At 59.7% G+C, this 17,014-nt stretch carries 17 protein-coding genes; 6 read left to right on the forward strand and 11 right to left on the reverse strand.

From position 1 onward, the window contains the following. Positions 1-3 precede the first annotated feature (3 nt). Together nosZ and LB547_RS23150 are read right to left on the reverse strand one after the other, a co-directional pair. The gene (gene nosZ, locus LB547_RS23145; RefSeq protein WP_140522862.1) at positions 4-1,929 is read right to left on the reverse strand and encodes a TAT-dependent nitrous-oxide reductase; all 1,926 of its coding nucleotides are present in this window, start codon (positions 1,927-1,929) and stop codon (positions 4-6) included. Between the two features lie 24 nt (positions 1,930-1,953). Next, positions 1,954-4,254, reverse strand: coding sequence for a NosR/NirI family protein (locus tag LB547_RS23150; RefSeq protein ID WP_140555439.1), 2,301 nt, complete (start codon positions 4,252-4,254; stop codon positions 1,954-1,956). A gap of 159 nt (positions 4,255-4,413) precedes the next feature. On the opposite strand from LB547_RS23150, the gene LB547_RS23155 reads away from it, so the two are divergent. Continuing rightward, the gene (locus tag LB547_RS23155) at positions 4,414-5,307 is read left to right on the forward strand and encodes a ferritin-like domain-containing protein (protein ID WP_140522864.1); all 894 of its coding nucleotides are present in this window, start codon (positions 4,414-4,416) and stop codon (positions 5,305-5,307) included. A 143-nt stretch (positions 5,308-5,450) separates the two neighbouring features. Here LB547_RS23155 and LB547_RS23160 read toward each other — a convergent pair whose 3' ends face one another. Together LB547_RS23160 and LB547_RS23165 are read right to left on the reverse strand one after the other, a co-directional pair. Then, positions 5,451-6,656 (reverse strand): NnrS family protein, encoded by a 1,206-nt coding sequence (locus LB547_RS23160; protein ID WP_140523397.1) that lies wholly within the window; start codon positions 6,654-6,656, stop codon positions 5,451-5,453. A gap of 84 nt (positions 6,657-6,740) precedes the next feature. Then, positions 6,741-7,187 (reverse strand): pseudoazurin, encoded by a 447-nt coding sequence (locus LB547_RS23165; protein ID WP_140522866.1) that lies wholly within the window; start codon positions 7,185-7,187, stop codon positions 6,741-6,743. A 218-nt stretch (positions 7,188-7,405) separates the two neighbouring features. On the opposite strand from LB547_RS23165, the gene LB547_RS23170 reads away from it, so the two are divergent. Further along, positions 7,406-8,110, forward strand: a complete 705-nt coding sequence (locus LB547_RS23170) for a Crp/Fnr family transcriptional regulator (RefSeq protein ID WP_140522868.1) — start codon at positions 7,406-7,408, stop codon at positions 8,108-8,110. Here the strand turns inward: LB547_RS23170 and LB547_RS23175 are convergent. From LB547_RS23175 to LB547_RS23195, 5 genes are all read right to left on the reverse strand, one after another. Further along, the gene (locus tag LB547_RS23175; RefSeq protein ID WP_140522870.1) at positions 8,107-8,322 is read right to left on the reverse strand and encodes a DUF1858 domain-containing protein; all 216 of its coding nucleotides are present in this window, start codon (positions 8,320-8,322) and stop codon (positions 8,107-8,109) included. The two genes, LB547_RS23170 and LB547_RS23175, sit on opposite strands and share 4 nt — an antisense overlap. 525 nt (positions 8,323-8,847) lie before the next feature. Next, complete coding sequence (locus tag LB547_RS23180) at positions 8,848-9,174, reverse strand: metal-sulfur cluster assembly factor (protein WP_140522872.1); 327 nt, start codon at positions 9,172-9,174, stop codon at positions 8,848-8,850. After that, positions 9,171-9,710: a DUF2249 domain-containing protein gene (locus LB547_RS23185; RefSeq protein ID WP_140522874.1), complete on the reverse strand. Its 540-nt coding sequence runs from the start codon at positions 9,708-9,710 to the stop codon at positions 9,171-9,173. Before LB547_RS23185 ends, LB547_RS23180 begins: the two co-directional genes overlap by 4 nt. An 11-nt stretch (positions 9,711-9,721) precedes the next feature. Next, positions 9,722-11,077 carry a hypothetical protein gene (locus LB547_RS23190; RefSeq protein WP_140523399.1) on the reverse strand — a complete coding sequence of 452 codons (1,356 nt, stop codon included), beginning with the start codon at positions 11,075-11,077 and terminating at the stop codon, positions 9,722-9,724. Between the two features lie 81 nt (positions 11,078-11,158). After that, the gene (locus LB547_RS23195) at positions 11,159-11,332 is read right to left on the reverse strand and encodes a hypothetical protein (RefSeq protein WP_181165392.1); all 174 of its coding nucleotides are present in this window, start codon (positions 11,330-11,332) and stop codon (positions 11,159-11,161) included. A gap of 744 nt (positions 11,333-12,076) precedes the next feature. Here LB547_RS23195 and LB547_RS23200 point away from each other — a divergent pair. Next, on the forward strand, positions 12,077-12,352 hold the full coding sequence (locus LB547_RS23200; RefSeq protein ID WP_140522876.1) for a DUF6522 family protein: 276 nt from the start codon (positions 12,077-12,079) through the stop codon (positions 12,350-12,352). A gap of 230 nt (positions 12,353-12,582) precedes the next feature. Here LB547_RS23200 and LB547_RS23205 read toward each other — a convergent pair whose 3' ends face one another. Both LB547_RS23205 and LB547_RS23210 read right to left on the reverse strand, forming a co-directional pair. Then, positions 12,583-13,278 (reverse strand): VIT family protein, encoded by a 696-nt coding sequence (locus LB547_RS23205; RefSeq protein ID WP_140522878.1) that lies wholly within the window; start codon positions 13,276-13,278, stop codon positions 12,583-12,585. A 4-nt stretch (positions 13,279-13,282) separates the two neighbouring features. Beyond that, positions 13,283-13,801, reverse strand: coding sequence for a cytochrome b (locus LB547_RS23210; protein ID WP_140522880.1), 519 nt, complete (start codon positions 13,799-13,801; stop codon positions 13,283-13,285). Positions 13,802-13,912: 111 nt separating this feature from the next. On the opposite strand from LB547_RS23210, the gene LB547_RS23215 reads away from it, so the two are divergent. The 3 genes from LB547_RS23215 to LB547_RS23225 are packed head-to-tail and all read left to right on the forward strand — an operon-like array spanning position 13,913 to position 17,014. Beyond that, positions 13,913-14,758 carry an FMN-binding protein gene (locus LB547_RS23215; RefSeq protein WP_224656231.1) on the forward strand — a complete coding sequence of 282 codons (846 nt, stop codon included), beginning with the start codon at positions 13,913-13,915 and terminating at the stop codon, positions 14,756-14,758. 25 nt (positions 14,759-14,783) lie between these two features. Beyond that, positions 14,784-15,506 (forward strand): FAD:protein FMN transferase, encoded by a 723-nt coding sequence (locus LB547_RS23220; RefSeq protein WP_224656230.1) that lies wholly within the window; start codon positions 14,784-14,786, stop codon positions 15,504-15,506. Continuing rightward, on the forward strand, positions 15,503-17,014 hold the full coding sequence (locus LB547_RS23225; protein WP_140522883.1) for an RnfABCDGE type electron transport complex subunit D: 1,512 nt from the start codon (positions 15,503-15,505) through the stop codon (positions 17,012-17,014). Before LB547_RS23220 ends, LB547_RS23225 begins: the two co-directional genes overlap by 4 nt.

The following is a 17,014-nucleotide window of genomic DNA, read 5'->3' on the forward strand; positions in this document are numbered from 1 at the left end:
CTGTCACGCCGCCTGCGGCTCGACGAACATGCGGCCCTGCATCTCCATGTGCATGGCATGACAGAACCAGGAGCAGTAATACCAGTAGACGCCTGCGCGGTCGGCCGTGAACGTCACCGAAGCAGTTGCCTGGGACGCTACTTCCATGTTGATCCCGTAGTTGACGATTGCGAAGCCATGGGTGAGGTCTTCCACCTCATCGATATTGGTGACGTAGACCGTGACCTCGTCGCCTTGCTTGACGGAGAAGCTCTCCAGTCCGAACGCCGGTGCAGCCGACGTCATGTAGACGCGAACCTTGTTTCCGTCGCGGATGACTTCGCTATCCGCCAGCAGGTCAATGCCGTCAGCAACTGCCTGTTTTACCGCGTCAGCGAAGAACGGGTCCGCCCGATCCCATGCGCTGACGGGGTTTATTTTCGACCGGTGAACCAGCGTTGCGTCATGTGGTTCGGCAAAGCTCGGCCCGTCATGGACGAGCGCCATGGTATCCCCCGAGATATCGATGAGCTGGTCGTTCTCAGGCTTGAGCGGGCCGACGTTGAGGAACCGGTCCTTGGAGAACTTGTTGAGGGAGATGAGCCATTTGCCGTCCGCCTCCTTCGTCTGCCCCATCGAGGAATGGTTGTGGCCGGGCTGATAATGGACGTCGAGCTTTTGGCGGATCGGATCGACCTTCTCGCCGGCGAAGGAGCGCTTGGCATCGTCGATATTCCATTTGCAGATCTGGCTGTCGATGAACAAGGTGGTGTAGGCATTGCCCCGGCCATCGAAAGCCGTGTGCAACGGCCCAAGACCGAGCTGGGGTTCGGCCACGACGGCATCGCGGGGCTGGATCTTGTCGTCGAAGAGATCGTCGAACTTGCGCACATCGAAAACCGTGCAGGTGGGCGACAGCTTGCCGTTGGCCACCACATGGATTCCGTCTGGCGCGGTATTGATGCCATGCGGGCTGTTCGGAACGGGAACGTAGCGCGTGTAGGGCGAACCGTGGCGTCCGTCGATGACCGGCACGCCGCCGATTTCCTTGAAATCACCCTTGGCGACGGCTTGCTCGATGCGCTTGAGATTGAAGATGACGACCCAATCCTGCTCTTTCGCCATCGTCTCGGCCAAATTGACACCTTCTTCGGAATTGTAGCAGGTGGCATAACAATATTTGCCCTGGTAGTCGGCATCGACGTTGTCGAGATTGCCGTCGACCATCACCTGCCATGCGACCTTCATTGTCTCCCCGTCAACGGCGGTGAAGATGGCGTGGTACTTCGTCTTGTCGTCGAGGACTTTACCGTCGTTCGGGATCGGCACCCGGTCCTCGCCATTGCAGAAAACGTAGCCTGTCTTCGGATATTTCTGGACGCGCAGCCCGTGCACGGTGTGCTGGTTCGGCAGCTGGATGATCTTGTCGCATTTCATCACGTCGAGGCGGATACGGGCCACGCGGGTATTGGCCTTGTCATTCGCGAACAGGTAGCGGCCGTCATAGGTGCCATCCGTAAACGAGAGGTGCGGGTGATGAAGATCGCCGTTGAGGTAGATGCCGCCCTTGTCCTTCAGGAATTCCTTGGTTTGCGGCAGCAGCCCTTCGGTCAGCACCTTGCGGCTTTCGTTGGTCAGGCCCCATCCGGTCGCGCTGCAGCGGTTGAAGACGGGGATCCGCATCAGTTCGCGCATCGAAGGCGCACCGACAATGCGGACTTCGCCGCTTTGGCCGCTCGAAAAGAACACATAATATTCATCGAGCTCGCCTGGCATGACCTCGAACTTTTGCCCTCCAGACGCAGCGCTCTGTGCCGCAGCCGGCGACACCATGCTTCCGCCCAATGTCAGCGTGCCGCCAATGCCCGATGCGCCGGCGGCCGCCACGATTGCCGACGTACCCAACAGCTGGCGCCTGCTCAGGGTTCTCTTGCGGTCTTCTTCCGACATATTCCGTCTCCTTCTGGTTGAGTCTTAGGTCGTTGAACTGAGAACAGGGCTGCTTTGCTCGATTGGCTTGCCTTTGAAGGCGATCACCGGCTTGGCCGGCCCCTTGCCCCGGCTCGACGGTGACGAGAGCGCCTCGAATTTCTCGCGCTTCAGGCGCACCTGGATCATGTGCGGGCAGCGATGGTCGTCGTGGTAGAGTTCTTGGCAATGCATGCAGTAGATGCATTCATTGACGTTGATCTGGCCCTCTGGATGGATCGCCTGCACGGGGCATTCCTTGGCGCAACGCTGGCAGGGCGAGCCGCACTCGGGATAGCGCTTCAGCCACTCGAACATGCGGATGCGCCCTGGTATGGCGAGTGCGGCGCCGAGCGGACAGAGATAGCGGCAGTAGAAGCGTTCGATGAACAGGCCGGCAACCAGAAGCGCCAGCGCGAAGATCACGAACGGCCATTCGCGGGCGAACTTCAGGATGATCGCGGTTTTGAACGGCTCGACCTCGGCGTAAGTCTCTGCCATTCCCACCGAATAGAGCGAAAGGCCGAAGAGGCCGAGGAAGATGATGTACTTGATTGGCCACAGCCGCTCGTGCAGGCCGAAGGGCAGCGTGATCTGGGGCACTTTCAGCCACTGCGCCAGATTATTGCTTAGCTCCTGGAGCGCACCGAACGGACAAAGCCAGCCGCAAAACGGCCCACGGCCCCAGAAGAGCAGCCCGGCCGCAACCGCACCCCAAAGGATGAAGATGAGGGGTGCCGACAGAAAGAATTCCCAGCTGAAGCCGCTGATCAACGAGTTGAAAAACGTCAGCACATTGACCACGGAGAGCTGGGCATTGGCGTACCATCCAAGCCAGACCAGTGTGAAAAGGAGATAGCCTCGTCGCACCCAACCGAACAGGCGTGGCCGCCGAACCAGCCAGTTCTGGAAGAAGAAGATGGCGGTAAGGACAAGGAGGGCGGCCACGGTGATGGCGAGCGAAACGGTGTCCATCCTCCAAATTTTCATCCAGAGCGGTTCTTGGTCGGGGAAAGTCGCGCCTGGCTCTTCAGCCGACGCAGGTGCCGGCGCGGCCGCTTCCGAAACCGATTTGACGGCCTCCTGCACCGGAGGCTCTTCGATCGTCAGGTAACGGTCGGGAAGAGTATAGCCGACATTGAACGGAAGCACCGCCTTGTCGCGCGCACCAAAGCTACGCTGGGCTAGCAGTTGCAGTTCCCAAGGCCGCGTCAGATCGAGCGAAAATTCCTCCGGTACGGAAAACAATGCTATTTCGCGCAGGCTCGGCGCGCCTTTGGCCGCCAGGTCGCCGAGTCTGGTGTGGTTTCGATCGCGGAACCGGACACCTTGGCCGTCTTGCAGCAGTTCGATCCGATCAAAGATCCCGCCCCGGACATAGCCAGAGCCCTTGAAGGAATAAGCGCCCTCCCCGGCAACAACGATTGCCTGCTGCCCGGGCTTGAGCTTCCTTTGCAGCCGCTCGTAGGCGGCATCTCCCAGAAGGCTGCGACCGATCGTCGGCACACTGACCGCAGCCACATACAAGTCGATGAAGCGATCGCCTGGATTGGCTGTCTCGGGCTTGACGGAAGCTTCTGGATGGCCGGCTTGCGCGAAAGCGTCGGAGACCTCGCCGACGCTGAGGCGGAGGCTGCGAATTGAGCCATCGCCCAGGAGCGAAGCCCAATCGCGGATTTCAGACTTGGATAGGTCCGGTTTCTTAATCAGCCCTGGGGCGACTGGTGAGGTGGACGAACCCGTTGCACCAAGACGGTTGCTCCGGATCAGTTTGACGGCGGAGCGGACGACGCTGTCGCTCATCACCAGAACTGTCACGGTGGCACCGCTGACGATGTCGACCTGCGGAAGTTGTTCTGCCCCAGCAGCGACGCGACTAAGGTCCTTGCCGATCAATAAGTTGAGCGCCGCAACGACCTTTGCCTGCGGTATGCCTATGAGGACGATCGGTTCCTTGTGCTCGACCAGCTTGATTCCGCGGATAATGCCCGCGGGATCAATGCCAACAAGAATTCTGATCGGTTTTCCCGAATATCCAACGGCGCTGGAAAAGTCGGTGTTGAGGTAGGCATATCCGATCTTTCGGTTTCCCGAATAGACTGGCGCCAGCGCCGGGACCCCCTCCATCTCCCCGTATCGGTCGCCTCCCTGGATAAGCTCCCCGGGCTTGGTGTTTGCCAGGTAATCCTTAAGGCTCCCAGCCGCATGGGTGGGAGCGGACAAGACAGTTAGGATTGCAAGGGTTGTAATTGCCCACGCAGCAAGGCGGCGCCAGTTCCTCCAGAGTCGGAAACAAGCGGCCAACATATATCGTGTGGAAATGCTCCCCGGCATTGGCTTCCTTCATCACGTTCTCAAGCTGGGAGCCGGCTGGTTTCGTCCGCCAGCAGCCTCTGGCGCGTGTGTCGGCGGTTTTGGACGGGAGTTCTTTGACGCAGCGCAAACAACTCCCAGGCAGTTGGCTTAGTGTCGGAAAAACTGGCATCGGAGGAAAAAGTCATGTCTCGTTTGGGAGCAGAGCCGGCGGCGCCGGTCAGGTCGATGGCCGAACTTCTGGCAATCGCTTTCGCGATGGAGAAGGAATCTGCTCAAAGGTACTCAGAACTGGCACAACGAATGCGCGATAAGGGTCAGGCGAGACTGGCCGAGGTCTTCGAGCGCCTGGTCAAGGAGGAAACGGGCCATATCGAAAACGTCACTCGCTGGTCCCGGCAATCCAGTGGCAATGATCCGGATCTGAGGCAGCTCCGATGGACGCCGAAAGGTGTTTTCGATGACGAGAACACGGCCGTGGTCTCGCCGGAACTTGTGGACCCCTACCATTCGTTTGCGATGGCAGTGAGAAACGAAGAGCGCGCTTTTGCCTTTTGGTCCTACGTAGCTTCGAACGCACCTTCAACGGAGATCCGCTCCGCTGCCGAGCAGATGGCCAGAGAGGAGTTGGAACATGCCCGTGTTCTGCGGGTCGAACGCCGGCTTGCATTCTCTTCGCGTCGTGAGGCCGACGCGACATTTGCCAGCGCTGGCGACCTTGCAACCATGGAAGAACAGGTCGCGATCCGACTGAAAGCATTTGCGGCGCTTCGCGGGGAACATGACGAGACCGTGCTTAGCGGTCTGGCGGCAGAGGCACGAAAACTTGCGCAACAACTCACGGCCAGTCCGTTTGGAACGAACACGTCTATCAGCGACCGATCGCCGGAATCCTTGGATGCTCTCTGCGAGCTGCTGGCCGAATCCTACCTCAACGCGGGGGAAACCCTTCCCCTCCAGGCCGACCGCGACCGAGCTCAAATGCTGGCAACGACTGCCATTAAGCGCTTGGCTACTTTGAGATATCTCGACGAACAGCCGCTATGATTGTTGGCGCGATCAGTGTGGGTTCAACACCGAAATTCGCCAATTGCGCTGCTCCAACGTGATACAAATTCCGGATTCGTCATACCAAGCGATGTCGACGGCATTCCGTTTGCTTCGATACGGCGCGGTCCAGGTCTCGCGCGTCAAGAAGGCGCCTTGTTCGGCTGCCGCGCACGTAATTTGGGCCGAACGAGCATGCCGCCAAACAGGGCCACATATCCGAGGAAGGCCGCCACCCACAACGTCGCCGACATGTGGAGAAGCATTGCTTGCGCAGGTAGGAACGCGGCGCCGATGCGCAGGACGGCCGCAAGCACGATCGCGACAAAGACCACGCGTGTGCCAATGGTCGCCCGCAATTCGCGCCCTGTATGCCCAAGCGTGGCTCGGGTCATGACGGCGAGCGTCATGCATGCCACCGCTCCTACGCTGAACGCGTGAATGCCCGCCGCCGAAGGGACTGTCTCCGGCACGACGACGGCAAGTCCGGCGAGCAGGAGACCGATCGGCACGAAGGCAAACGCGACGTGCAGGATCAGCACCAGCGGATCACGAAACGTGCGATCACCCGCCCAGCGCACAAGCCGGATAGCGTTGAAGGCCGCCCCGACGATCAGCATCGCGCCTGTCGCGCTGCTTTCGGGAAAGAATGCCCAGGCCGCCAACGCGGTCGCCGACAGTGCGATCGCTGCGATGTCGAATTGGCTGAACGGGGCCGGCAGGCGTCCCTGATTTTCGCGTACCAACCAATTGCGGGTGAAACTGGGAACGATACGTCCGCCTATGATCATGATCAGAACGACGGCAGCCCCGAGTCCGAGCCGGCGGCTGATGTCCGAGACTGCATGGTTGTGCGCTTCGACATGAAACATCACATTGGCCACCAAAAGTACGGCGACCGGCAACAGCACCTTGAGGTTCCGCCAGTTCCGACCCGCGATGATTTCAGTCGCGGCGGCGACCGCGACAGCCACAAGGAAGGCGCAGTCGATTGCGGCTCCAACGAGCCAGCCGGTCTGCGCCGAAAAGAACACGGCGAACCGCCCCGCAAGCCACAACAGGACGAGTGCCAGCAAAGGCAGGCCTTGCACCGGCAGTCGTCCGGTCCAATTCGGGATCGCGGTCAGCAAGAAACCCGTGACGATCGCCGCGAGATAGCCAAACAGCATCTCGTGGACATGCCAGTCTACCGGCAAGAAGGCGCTTGAGGTTTCGATACGACCGTAAAACAACGGCAGCCAGAGCAGGATCGCCCCTCCGGCATACAGCGAGCCGAGCAGGAAGAACGGCCGGAAACCGTAGGAGAGAACCGCCGGATAAGTGCCGGGTCGTGTGCGTGGGATTGCCATCGGATGCATTTCAAAAGGGAACCATAGGCGGACTAACGTCCGCCCGCAGGTCCTTTAGGTCTCTGAACAAGAATTGCCCCACCTTCAGTTGCCTGCTGGAATTGCACCCAACAGCGTCTCGAACACTTTCTTCGCCTTCCCGGACTGCTTAACCGCCGCTGCCTGCGCCAGATTGACCGGCTTGCCGACCACGATCAACGCCACCATGCCCATCCCATAATGAGGCGCGCACTTCACGCCATAGATACCTTCCTTGTCGAGTGTAACGGTGATTTGTTCGCCCGGCTTGCCCTTGAAAGTCTTCGCGCCGTCGGGGATCATGCCGTTGATCGTTTCGGCATCGTGGCCCTTGTCGGTTGGCACGAACGTGATGGTGTCACCAGGCGCTGCCTGGACAAAGTCCGGTTGAAAGACCATTACGCCTTTCTCACCTTTGTTGAGCATCTGGATCTGGTGATCGGCGGCTTGAGCAGCTCCGCTCATTAGCGATGCGGCGGCGAGCGCGGTGGCGATGGTGACTGCGTATCTCATGATTTTACCTTTCTGTGATTTCATATTTGACGGGTTCGCCGTTGGGGAGCTTTTAGACTGACTTCAGCATGCGAACTTTGATGCAACGCAAACAAGGTCGAAGGAAAAGGCCGGGCTTGGTGCCCCTTGCCGTCCGTCGGGAACCCATGACATTGTGTGCTCGACAGAGACACGGATTTGCTGATGCCCATTGCAAGATCTTGGAAGAGGAATTGCCCTTGAGCCGTCTGGATCGGTCGTTGATCTCCGGGCTATCGGCCTTCCAGGGCATGACCCCGACGGATCTTGATTACATGATCGGCCAAGCGCGATCGTTGCGGGTTGTCAAGGATCAACCTATCTTCGAGCAAGAGCAGGAAGCCCACTCCTTCTTCTTGTTGCTCGACGGACATGTGCGTGTCGTTAAGACAACGCCAGACGGCCAAGAAGTGACCGTGCGCTACATTAGTCCTGGTGAACTGATGGGGATTGCCCACGCGTTGGGTCGCAGCACCTATCCGGCCAGCGCAATTGCTGCCGTCGATTGCGTGGCTCTTGCATGGCCAGGTCATCTTTGGCTCAAGTTCGCGGATTCCTTCCCAAGTTTTGGCGCCAATACCTATAAAACCGTTGGCAGCAGGCTGCAGGACGCTCACACGCGCGTGATCGAGATGTCCACCGAACAGGTGGATCAGCGCGTCGCCCATGCGCTGCTCAAGTTAATCAAGCAGACCGGTCGGCAAACCGATGAGGGAATCATGATTGATTTCCCGATATCACGGCAGGACATCGCCGAGATGACAGGAACGACGCTGCACACGGTGAGTCGGCTGCTCTCATCTTGGGAGGAAAAGGGGCTCGTTAAAAGTGGCCGCGAAAAGGTGACCGTGGTGGAACCTCACCGCCTGCTTTTGCTGGCCGAAGGACGGACTGGGAACAACTAGTCCGCTCCGGTTCGCTCGATCGCGGCGTTCAGATCGACACGCAGTGATTCCTCGCCTATCCCGTGCTCACGCGCCGCTTCGGAAATGGTGTGGAACGAGGCAACCGGGCAGCCGACGCAAAGCAGGCGATACTGGAGAACCACTCCGATGGTTGCCGGCCACCTGAGCATTATTTCGTCCATCGTTGCATCGTCGCGAAGTCGGGTCTTCATGCGCGTCGTCCAGGTTTAGGAAGCAATATCTTGCAACCGCTGTTCCAGATGATCGTTGCGCTGAGACAAAGAGGAAGCGCCCTCCCGCGTGTGCCCCCTTCCCAAGCAACGCTGAGATGCGTTTTGGACACCGAGGGCGGGCGCAGGCTGCTTGGTCCATAGGAGTAGGCATGCCACCCCAACAGGAAACTCTGAGCCGATGCTAAGCGCCCGTGTCATAAACATTCCGACGGTCGGGAAAGCGAGCGCGCTTCGCCGTGGCCGAACAGCGTAAGCCCACAAGTGAAACGCGCCACTGCAAGGCCCGGCCTTGCAAGGCAAGCATATGCGCCGCTGGTTGCGGGAACTCCGTAGCAAGGGTCCGGGTCAGAAATCGCGCACACCTTTCAACCATGAAGACGATCAGGACCGATGTCTTCACAACGCCGTGGAGCGCATTTGACCGTCGTAAATCAACGACGTTTCCAGAGCGGCGCACCGTCTATGACGAGGCGTTGCCTTGCAGCCATGCTGTCATGCAATGGGTCACGTTGCGGTCAGGCCAAGACGGCACTTGGCGTCTGTATTCATCATATCAGGTGCCCATGGTGGATCATATGTGAGCCGGATGTCTACCCAATGGATCCCAGGTACTATCCAGGCGGCCGAGCGGACTGCATCCTTGAGGTATCCCGTCGCGGGACAAGCACGGGCCGTGGTCGTCATTTCGATATGCGCTATCCCATCCTGTTCCACCGAAACTTGGTAGATCAATCCGAGATCGACGACATTTTCTCCAAGCTCCGGATCAATGACCATGCGCAGGGATTCACGTATGCCAACCGCTAGTGCCTGGCCTTCCGCTCCGTTCATGATACTCGCCCTCCTGACCCACCAGAGCGGATGACTATGCGATAGTGCCCTTGCGGCTCGAAGGTGCCGCGCCAGCGATGCCCACGTACCTGCAACTCATCGAATAAAAAAACTGGTTCGCGCGGCAGCAGCACTGCCATCGTCTGACCAAGTGCCAAGGTCTTGACCGCTTGCAGCGTTCTGACCATCGGTTCCGGCGGCTCGAGATCGCGATTGTCGAGCTCCATGATTGGTTCTGGCCAGTCGCGTGGCATGTCGTCGGTGCTTGCTGATCGTTCCGACGGTTCCCCTACCTGCTGTGCTGCCCCAACCGGCGTGAAGACAACTTCCCAGTCACCATTGCCAATTTCTTTGGCCGAGGGCTCGAAGCCTCGCGCGCCAAGCACCTGAAACAAGGGAATGGGCTTAAAGGACACAAGCAAGCGCAGGCTTTGACCCGGGCCGAGTGCGGCCACCGCTTCCATGATGGCACTGAAGGGCTCGCCACCTTCGCGAAGGATCGGCCGAACGTCGAGGTCGTAATGCGGGGCACTCATTCGGGTTTCCTCTATAATGGGCGCCAGGAGGGCAGGAAAAGGCGCGGGCGCGATGCTCCCTCGGGCAGGCGCAAGGCTGCGGTAACATTGGCAAGGCGGCGCGCAAGAACGAGTTCCGCGACGATCGCTATCGTAGCAGCTAAGGTCACAGCCGTAGCCATGCGGAACAGACCCGGCACCTCGGTCAGAAGCGCCCCAGTCCCGACCAGCACGCCGGCGTAGAAGAGTGCGAAACTCACCTTGCCGCGCGTTTCGACGACAAGATCCTGGACGCGCGGCGTTGGCTTCCTGCCCATCACCGGTCCGTAGCATTCGAGCCAGGTTAGGAACGGCACGATCTTGTAGAGTTGCGAAAGCCCCAGCCCTGTTAGCCAACCGAAAGCAACGAGATAGACAACTGCGCCTGCATGCTGCGCAAGCGTTCCCGTCGCCAGCAGAGCGAGGAGAAGCACAACCGACAGATAAAGGGCGGAGAAGGCGCCGATCGCCGAACTGCTGTTCAATTCGATCTTGCGTCGCTTGCGGCTGCGATAGAAGAAAACGAGATCGATGGCATAGAACACCGTCGCGGCGGACGCGAGTAAGCAAGCGAGAACGGCAGGCAGCATTATCTCTCCGGAAAGACGTGTCAAAGGCTCTGACGACACAATAAGAAGCAGGGCGGTAGCGCCGGCCCACAAGACCAGATAACCCGTGGTGCGTTCGCTGTCCGGGGAAAGCATAAACATTGGCAGCAAGCGGTAACTCACACCAACGGCCGTGAAGCCGAGCCAGCCGCCAAGGCCTACCATCACGTGAGTGGGAAGAGCCGCTTGCACATCTATGCCAATCCCACCTAGCACCTCGCCGGAGAGCGAGAATGCAAAGGAGGCACCCAAGACGCTGGTGACTGCGATGCTGGCAAGCCCTCCCGCAACGAAGCGCGCGGGCAGTGGCAGTCTGGATGGTCGGACATCCCATAACGTACGTGCGAGCGCCCATCCCACCAATCCGAAGCCAGCCGGAAGGAGAAGCCCGGCAAACGCAAGCGCAGGAACATCAACGTCAATTGCTCCTGATAGGCGCAAGAATCCGGTGACCAGGCAAGTCAGACCGACAATCAGGCACAGCAGCGCCGGCAAGGCCAGAGACTCGCAGCGAAGTGGCCGCGCAACGAGCACCGGGACAAACTGGAACAAGGCTCCGCACATCAGAAGGCTAAGCCAGCCTATTGTGATCATGTGGACGATCATAAGCGTCTCTGGGGCTTCCAAGGCAACAGTCGGAAAACCGTAGCCGGCCATCATCAGCATCTGAGCGGCGACCAAAGACACCAGTGCCGAGGCGAAGTACGCCATGGTCCAGCGCGAAAGAGCCGAGTTGATCATCGCCAGACAGCTATACAATGAAAACATCTGCGATCATGGGACATGTCAGAACTCATTCGCCAAATCGGAGCAGCAGACATTCTACACAAGGGCCATCACCGCTGTGGCACCCAACACGATTGGGGCGAGCCCAGCGATGAGCATGGGCAGCCATGTCTTCTCTGCCTTTGGGCCGCTCGCCGCTTCAGTGCTGAATACGAGGCTTGGGCATCCGTTGATCGCGTCTTCCATCCCTATCTCGAATTGCATGTTCATGTCACTTCCTTGAACTCCCGGTCGCTGAGGCGTCCGTCAAAGCGCTTCGCATTTGCCTCGCAATCCTTTGTTTGCTTCGACGTGCGACCGCTTTAGCAATCCCGCATCGTACGGCAGAAGCGCAATCGTATCCCCCTCGGGCAGCGCGCGAACACATCAGGTCAAAGTCGTCGAACGTCGATTACGAGAAGCTATCCGACATGCCCCAATAGTTCTTTGCGTTCGCGCAAACTGGGGTCGATCCGCGTCTTACTCGGGTTAGTGATCGCCCTGTGGGATTTCGGGTGCCATTCCGGTGCAAGAGCAGTGAGGACGCTGACAAGCGCGATTACGCCTGAGCAGGGAACGATCTCCGCAATCGCAACTGCTTGACCGACAAGACCAAGCCTTCGTAGAGCAATTGCCGCGAGGATGGCCAGAGCAGCTTGGGAGCGCTTTAATCAGTCGTCCAAAGGCAATCACCACAGTCCACAACGTCCCTGGGCAAAGCCGCCCGTCCAGGCCGAAATCCGTCGGGGCGAGCACGGCGACGAGGACGCTTGCGTTAGAGCAAAGAACATCCGATGGGATGCCATAAACTGGAGCTAGCAGTTTGATGGAAGGCCGTCGTTTAGAATCTATCGCGATGCTAATGGACGCAGAACTGCGGTGAGCGGATTCACCTTGCCAGTTGGCCGAGGGCAATCAGCAGGTTGAGAATTATGCAGAACAAGACGCTGCCAGAGATTGCGTGTGGAGGTCTGAATGATCTCGGTTAAATGGGCGGATGCTGCGCCCGAGATCGATGCCGCGGCTGCCGCCAAAGCGATGAAGTTCTCTGTTGAGTATTTCATAAGGCAGATCCAGCGTGGCGGCATCAAAGGGCGGGTTGAGCGAGGGGTTGGTGAGGACGATGGCAAACACCGTTTGGCCTTCCGTTCTCATGATCGTGAGTTGACAATAGTTGTCGGTCCAAACGGTGAGATCATCAGCCAGGAACTAATCGTGGCGACCCCAAAGCGTCGTTGGAGGCGGGCTTGAGCCGTGCCCAGCGCAATTGGAGACATCTGCGAGGCCGTCAATTCCTTCCTTGTAGCACAATGAGGCTGCTGACGTTGGGACCCCGACTGATCTGGCCCACTTCGATCCCGAGCCACTTCGCTTCACGAACAGGTTCCACTGCGCCTCGCACACTGACCATGTAATGATCTGAGCGCTGGTGCTGAAGCGCTAGCCCAAGCCACACAGCGAGATCGAAATAACTAGGCCGGTCAGATGGCAATACCAACGGCGGCGCCGATACCGGCGGTCAGAGCCATTGCCAGCGCGCCCCAGAAGGTGACACGAACCATTGCCCTCAGCACATTGGCGCCGCCGGCTTTGGCCCCGATGGCACCCAGAACCGCCAGGAACAGGAGGGAGGCGACAGACACCGTTGTGGCAAGCCAGGCGGCCGGCGAAATAAGCACCATCGCCAAAGGCATGGCTGCGCCAACCGAAAATGCGGCAGCCGAGGTCAGAGCGGCCTGGATCGGCCTCGCCGTGGTCACCTCGGAGATACCAAGTTCGTCACGTGCGTGGGCGCCGAGCGCGTCCTTCGCCATCAATTGGTCGGCGACCTGCAAGGCCAGGGTTGGCTCGACGCCTCGTCTGACATAGATCTCCGCAAGTTCGTGACGCTCGAAATCTGGCTGCGTGGCCAACTCGCCCTTCTCACGCGCAAGGTCAGCTTGTTCGGTGTCGGACTGCGAACTGACCGAAACATACTCTCCGGCCGCCATCGACATCGCGCCGGCGACCAGTCCGGCCACGCCGGCCACCAGAACATTTGAGGCCGCGGCATTGGCCGCCGCCACACCAACGATCAGGCTGGCCGTCGACACGATTCCGTCATTGGCGCCCAGCACGGCGGCGCGCAGCCAGCCGACGCGCGATACGAGATGGTTTTCACTGTGCAGGCGGCTCATGGCATCACCGCGCGCGCCGTCCAGCAGGCCGGAGCATTCTGACGAGCACATCCGATTTTACGAAGAAATGCTGCCACAGCGCCGCTACGGCATGAAGGCCTACAACGATGATGATCACTGGCTTGGCGAGTTCGTGTATCTCACCCATTGCTCGAATGTTGAAGTACCATGCCAGCGCTCCGGTAATTGGCATCCCGAAAATGAACAGGTAGAGCAGGAAATGGGCGGCAGCGGCGATCCCCTTTAACAGTGCGCTTTCTTCCGACGGTGCTGCCGGCACACCAACCTTGAGACGGACCGCAAGCCGCCAGATCGCCAGTACCAGAACTGCCAAACCGACATAGACATGAATATTCGCGTTTAAGATGTCGCCAGCTGCCGGCTCGGTGCCGCGCGAGAACGCCCGGTAAGCCGGCTTGATGTCCTCACCGATTACAAGCTGCAGGACGATCAGCACCGCGATGGTCCAATGCAGCAATATCTGGGTTCCGGTGTATCCGGCCGGCTCTTTGACAACAGCCATAGGCAGCTACCTTGTTTGAGAGAGCCCTCTTAGCTCAGGCTTTATGTGGATATCTTGATCTATGACAAATCGACTTGATGTCGTCCATGAGCTTTGCCGGGCACTCGCAGCTTGAACTCGGCTGACAGCCAGTTGTCAGCTTGGTCGTGGGATATTGCCTCCGGAGAGCAGATAGGCCGCCCTGCGAGAGTCAACGTGGAAACACCTCCGATGAAACAGATTGCCTTGTCACTTTTCGTGATCGCCGCGTCGGGCGCTTATGTCTGGGATCAGGCCGGCAAGGACCCTGCAAACGATATGCTCGGCGAAGCGCTGCCGGCCGACGCAGCCGAAGCGCCTTCAGCGCAGCCAAAAGAGCCGGCCCCGTTTGCGGCGACCTTGCCGGCGCCCCTCGACCCCCGGTTCAGAACAAGGTTCCCGATTGCCCCGGAAACGACGGCTGGCATAGCAGTGCCCGCCGAACGAACAGATGATCCGGTCAAGCAGACAGTGGTTCCGGTGACCCCACAACCCTCGCGAGCGCTGCTGGCGCAGCCAGTGGCGCCGGCTGCCTCCGATCCTGCGCCATCGGTACCTTCATTTGCCGTCACTCCCGCCGTCTACATACCAGTCCCGCAGCCGAGGCCAGCATATCGGGATGCGCCAGCACGTGTCGTCCGGGTCGACATGAAGATCTATGCCGACGGCGTCTACACCGGCCCTACGGCCGATGCCTACTACGGCATCATCCAGATTCAGGCCCTGATACAGGGCGGGCAGCTTAAGGCGCTGAAGGTATTGAAATACCCATCCGACCGCCGCACCTCCATCAATATCAACAGGCAAGCGCTGCCCATGCTGCGCGACGAAGCGATCAGCGCCCAAAGCGCCAATGTCGACATTATTTCGGGCGCGACCCTGACCAGCAGGGCTTTCATCCAGTCGCTGCGCGGCGCGCTGAAGAAAGCGACGTCGTAGGTCCATGCGCGACACGCGAATTTTGATGGGCATGCCCATAACGGTCGACATCGGTGGCGCCTCGACCGGGGAGCTGATCGACAGGGTCTTTGGCTATTTCGAGAATATCGACCGGCGCTTCAGCACATACCGGGCCGACAGCGAGATCGCGGCCATCAACCGCGGCGACGTTCCGGTCGCCGACTGGAGCGGCGAGATGATGGAAGTGCTCGCTCTCGCCAGACAGACGAAAGACGAGACGGACGGATACTTCGATATTCGCAAGCCCGACGGATCGCTCGATCCTTCCGGCATCGTCAAGGGCTGGGCAATCCGCAATGCGGCAGGCATCGTTCAACGGGCCGGCATCAGCGATTTCTTCATCGAGGCGGGCGGCGATATCCAGTCCTGCGGCAAGAATGCTTCGGGTCAGGATTGGAGCGTCGGTATCCGCAATCCCTTCAATGCTCACGAGATCGTAAAGGTCGTCTATCCCCGCGATCGCGGCGTCGCGACCTCAGGCACCTATGTCCGCGGCCAACACATCTACAACCCGCACGGGATTGGTAATCCAATCCAGGACATCGTCAGCCTGACCGTGATCGGCGCCGATGTGCTCGAAGCCGATCGTTTCGCCACCGCGGCCTTCGCCATGGGTCGGGACGGCATTTTCTTCATCGAGCAGACCCCTGGCCTGGAGGGATATCTCGTCGACGCCAGTGGCCGCGCCACCCCGACAGCCGGGTTCGGAGCCCTTTGCCTGCCATGATCAAGACCATCGACCGATTTCTCGATCACCTGACCATGTACAGGCTGGTCCTCTACTATCTGATGACGCTTGTCGGCGCAGCGTTCGTGCTCGGCTTCGCCAAGCTGGTGCCACATGACCCCATTGCGCTTGGCTTCACGACGGCTCTTGCGCTGGCCGCCTGCTGGATCACCAACAAGGCCTTTGCGCGTGTCTTCGCGGTCCCGGCCAACAACGAGTCCGCCTACATCACCGCGCTCATCCTGGCGCTTATCCTCGATCCGGTGGCGGTCACGGACACAAAGGGGATCGCAGCGGTGGCATTCGCGTCCGTCTGGGCGATTTCATCGAAATTCATTCTCGCCATCGGCCGAAAGCACCTTTTCAACCCGGCTGCGCTGGGCGTGGCGCTGTCCGCGCTGCTGCTCGACCAACCAGCCACCTGGTGGGTGGGCGGCAATCTGCCATTGCTTCCGCTCGTGCTCGTCGGCGGTATGCTCATTGTCCGCAAACTGCGCCGGCTTGACCTTGTCTCGACCTTCCTTGTCGCGGCGCTGGCGACCATCCTGGCAACGACCGATCCGGACCAGTATTGGACGGCGCTCACGCAGACACTGAGTTCCTCGCCCCTGCTGTTCTTTGCCTTCGTGATGCTGACCGAGCCGCTGACCGCGCCGACGATGCGTTGGCCGCGTATCGCCTTTGCCGCGATCGTCGGCTTTCTGTTTGCTCCCGCCATTCATCTCGGCTCGTTCTATTTCACGCCGGAACTGGCGCTGCTTGCCGGCAACCTGTTTGCCTATGCGGCAGGCCCCAAGGGACGCTTCGTGCTGACTCTTGAACGCATCGAGCAGTCGGCCGTCGACAGCTTTGACTTCATCTTCCGCTCGCCGCGCAAGCTCGCCTTCGAGGCCGGTCAGTATCTCGAATGGACGCTTGGTCTCCATCGTGCCGACAATCGCGGCAACCGCCGGTATTTCACGGTCGCCTCGGCGCCGACGGAGGAAACGGTCCGCCTCGGCGTCAAGTTCTATCCGCAATCAAGCGCCTTCAAGCGCGAATTGATGGCCATGAAGCCAGGCAGCACGATTCACGCCGCGCAACTGGCCGGCAATTTCACGTTGCCCGCCCGGCGTGAAATCAAGATCGCTTTCCTGGCCGGGGGCATCGGGATCACGCCATTCCGCTCGATGCTGCAATACCTACTCGACCGCAATGAGCGGCGGCCGATCGTCATCCTCTACGGAACCGAGGGGCAGCAGGACATTGCCTACCGTGACGTGCTCGGTGCCGCAAAACGCGAACTCGGCATCCGAACGTTCCACGCCGTCGCGCGAGGTGGCGAGCGTGGCCAGTATCCTGGCTACATCGACGAGCGCCTGATCCGTCTGGCTATACCGGACCACCTCGAGCGGATTTTCTACATTTCCGGCCCGCAGGCGATGGTCAAGGCGCTGCGCAAGAAGCTGCTGGCCATGGGCGTGCGTCGCTCGAAGATAAGGGTCGACTACTTCCCGGGTTTCGTCTGA

This window comes from Mesorhizobium sp. B264B1B (genome assembly GCF_020165765.1).
GTDB lineage: Bacteria > Pseudomonadota > Alphaproteobacteria > Rhizobiales > Rhizobiaceae > Mesorhizobium.

Coding starts and splice junctions, on each gene's coding strand:
- LB547_RS23225 (WP_140522883.1), top strand. CDS start 15,503: ATGATCAAGACCATCGACCGATTTCTCGATCACCTGACCATGTACAGG.
- LB547_RS23165 (WP_140522866.1), bottom strand. CDS start 7,187: ATGAGATACGCAGTCACCATCGCCACCGCGCTCGCCGCCGCATCGCTA.
- LB547_RS23150 (WP_140555439.1), bottom strand. CDS start 4,254: ATGTTGGCCGCTTGTTTCCGACTCTGGAGGAACTGGCGCCGCCTTGCT.
- LB547_RS23160 (WP_140523397.1), bottom strand. CDS start 6,656: ATGGCAATCCCACGCACACGACCCGGCACTTATCCGGCGGTTCTCTCC.
- LB547_RS23190 (WP_140523399.1), bottom strand. CDS start 11,077: ATGATCAACTCGGCTCTTTCGCGCTGGACCATGGCGTACTTCGCCTCG.
- LB547_RS23185 (WP_140522874.1), bottom strand. CDS start 9,710: ATGAGTGCCCCGCATTACGACCTCGACGTTCGGCCGATCCTTCGCGAA.
- LB547_RS23175 (WP_140522870.1), bottom strand. CDS start 8,322: ATGAAGACCCGACTTCGCGACGATGCAACGATGGACGAAATAATGCTC.
- LB547_RS23205 (WP_140522878.1), bottom strand. CDS start 13,278: ATGAGCCGCCTGCACAGTGAAAACCATCTCGTATCGCGCGTCGGCTGG.
- nosZ (WP_140522862.1), bottom strand. CDS start 1,929: ATGTCGGAAGAAGACCGCAAGAGAACCCTGAGCAGGCGCCAGCTGTTG.
- LB547_RS23180 (WP_140522872.1), bottom strand. CDS start 9,174: ATGAACGGAGCGGAAGGCCAGGCACTAGCGGTTGGCATACGTGAATCC.
- LB547_RS23195 (WP_181165392.1), bottom strand. CDS start 11,332: ATGAACATGCAATTCGAGATAGGGATGGAAGACGCGATCAACGGATGC.
- LB547_RS23220 (WP_224656230.1), top strand. CDS start 14,784: ATGGGCATGCCCATAACGGTCGACATCGGTGGCGCCTCGACCGGGGAG.
- LB547_RS23200 (WP_140522876.1), top strand. CDS start 12,077: ATGATCTCGGTTAAATGGGCGGATGCTGCGCCCGAGATCGATGCCGCG.
- LB547_RS23210 (WP_140522880.1), bottom strand. CDS start 13,801: ATGGCTGTTGTCAAAGAGCCGGCCGGATACACCGGAACCCAGATATTG.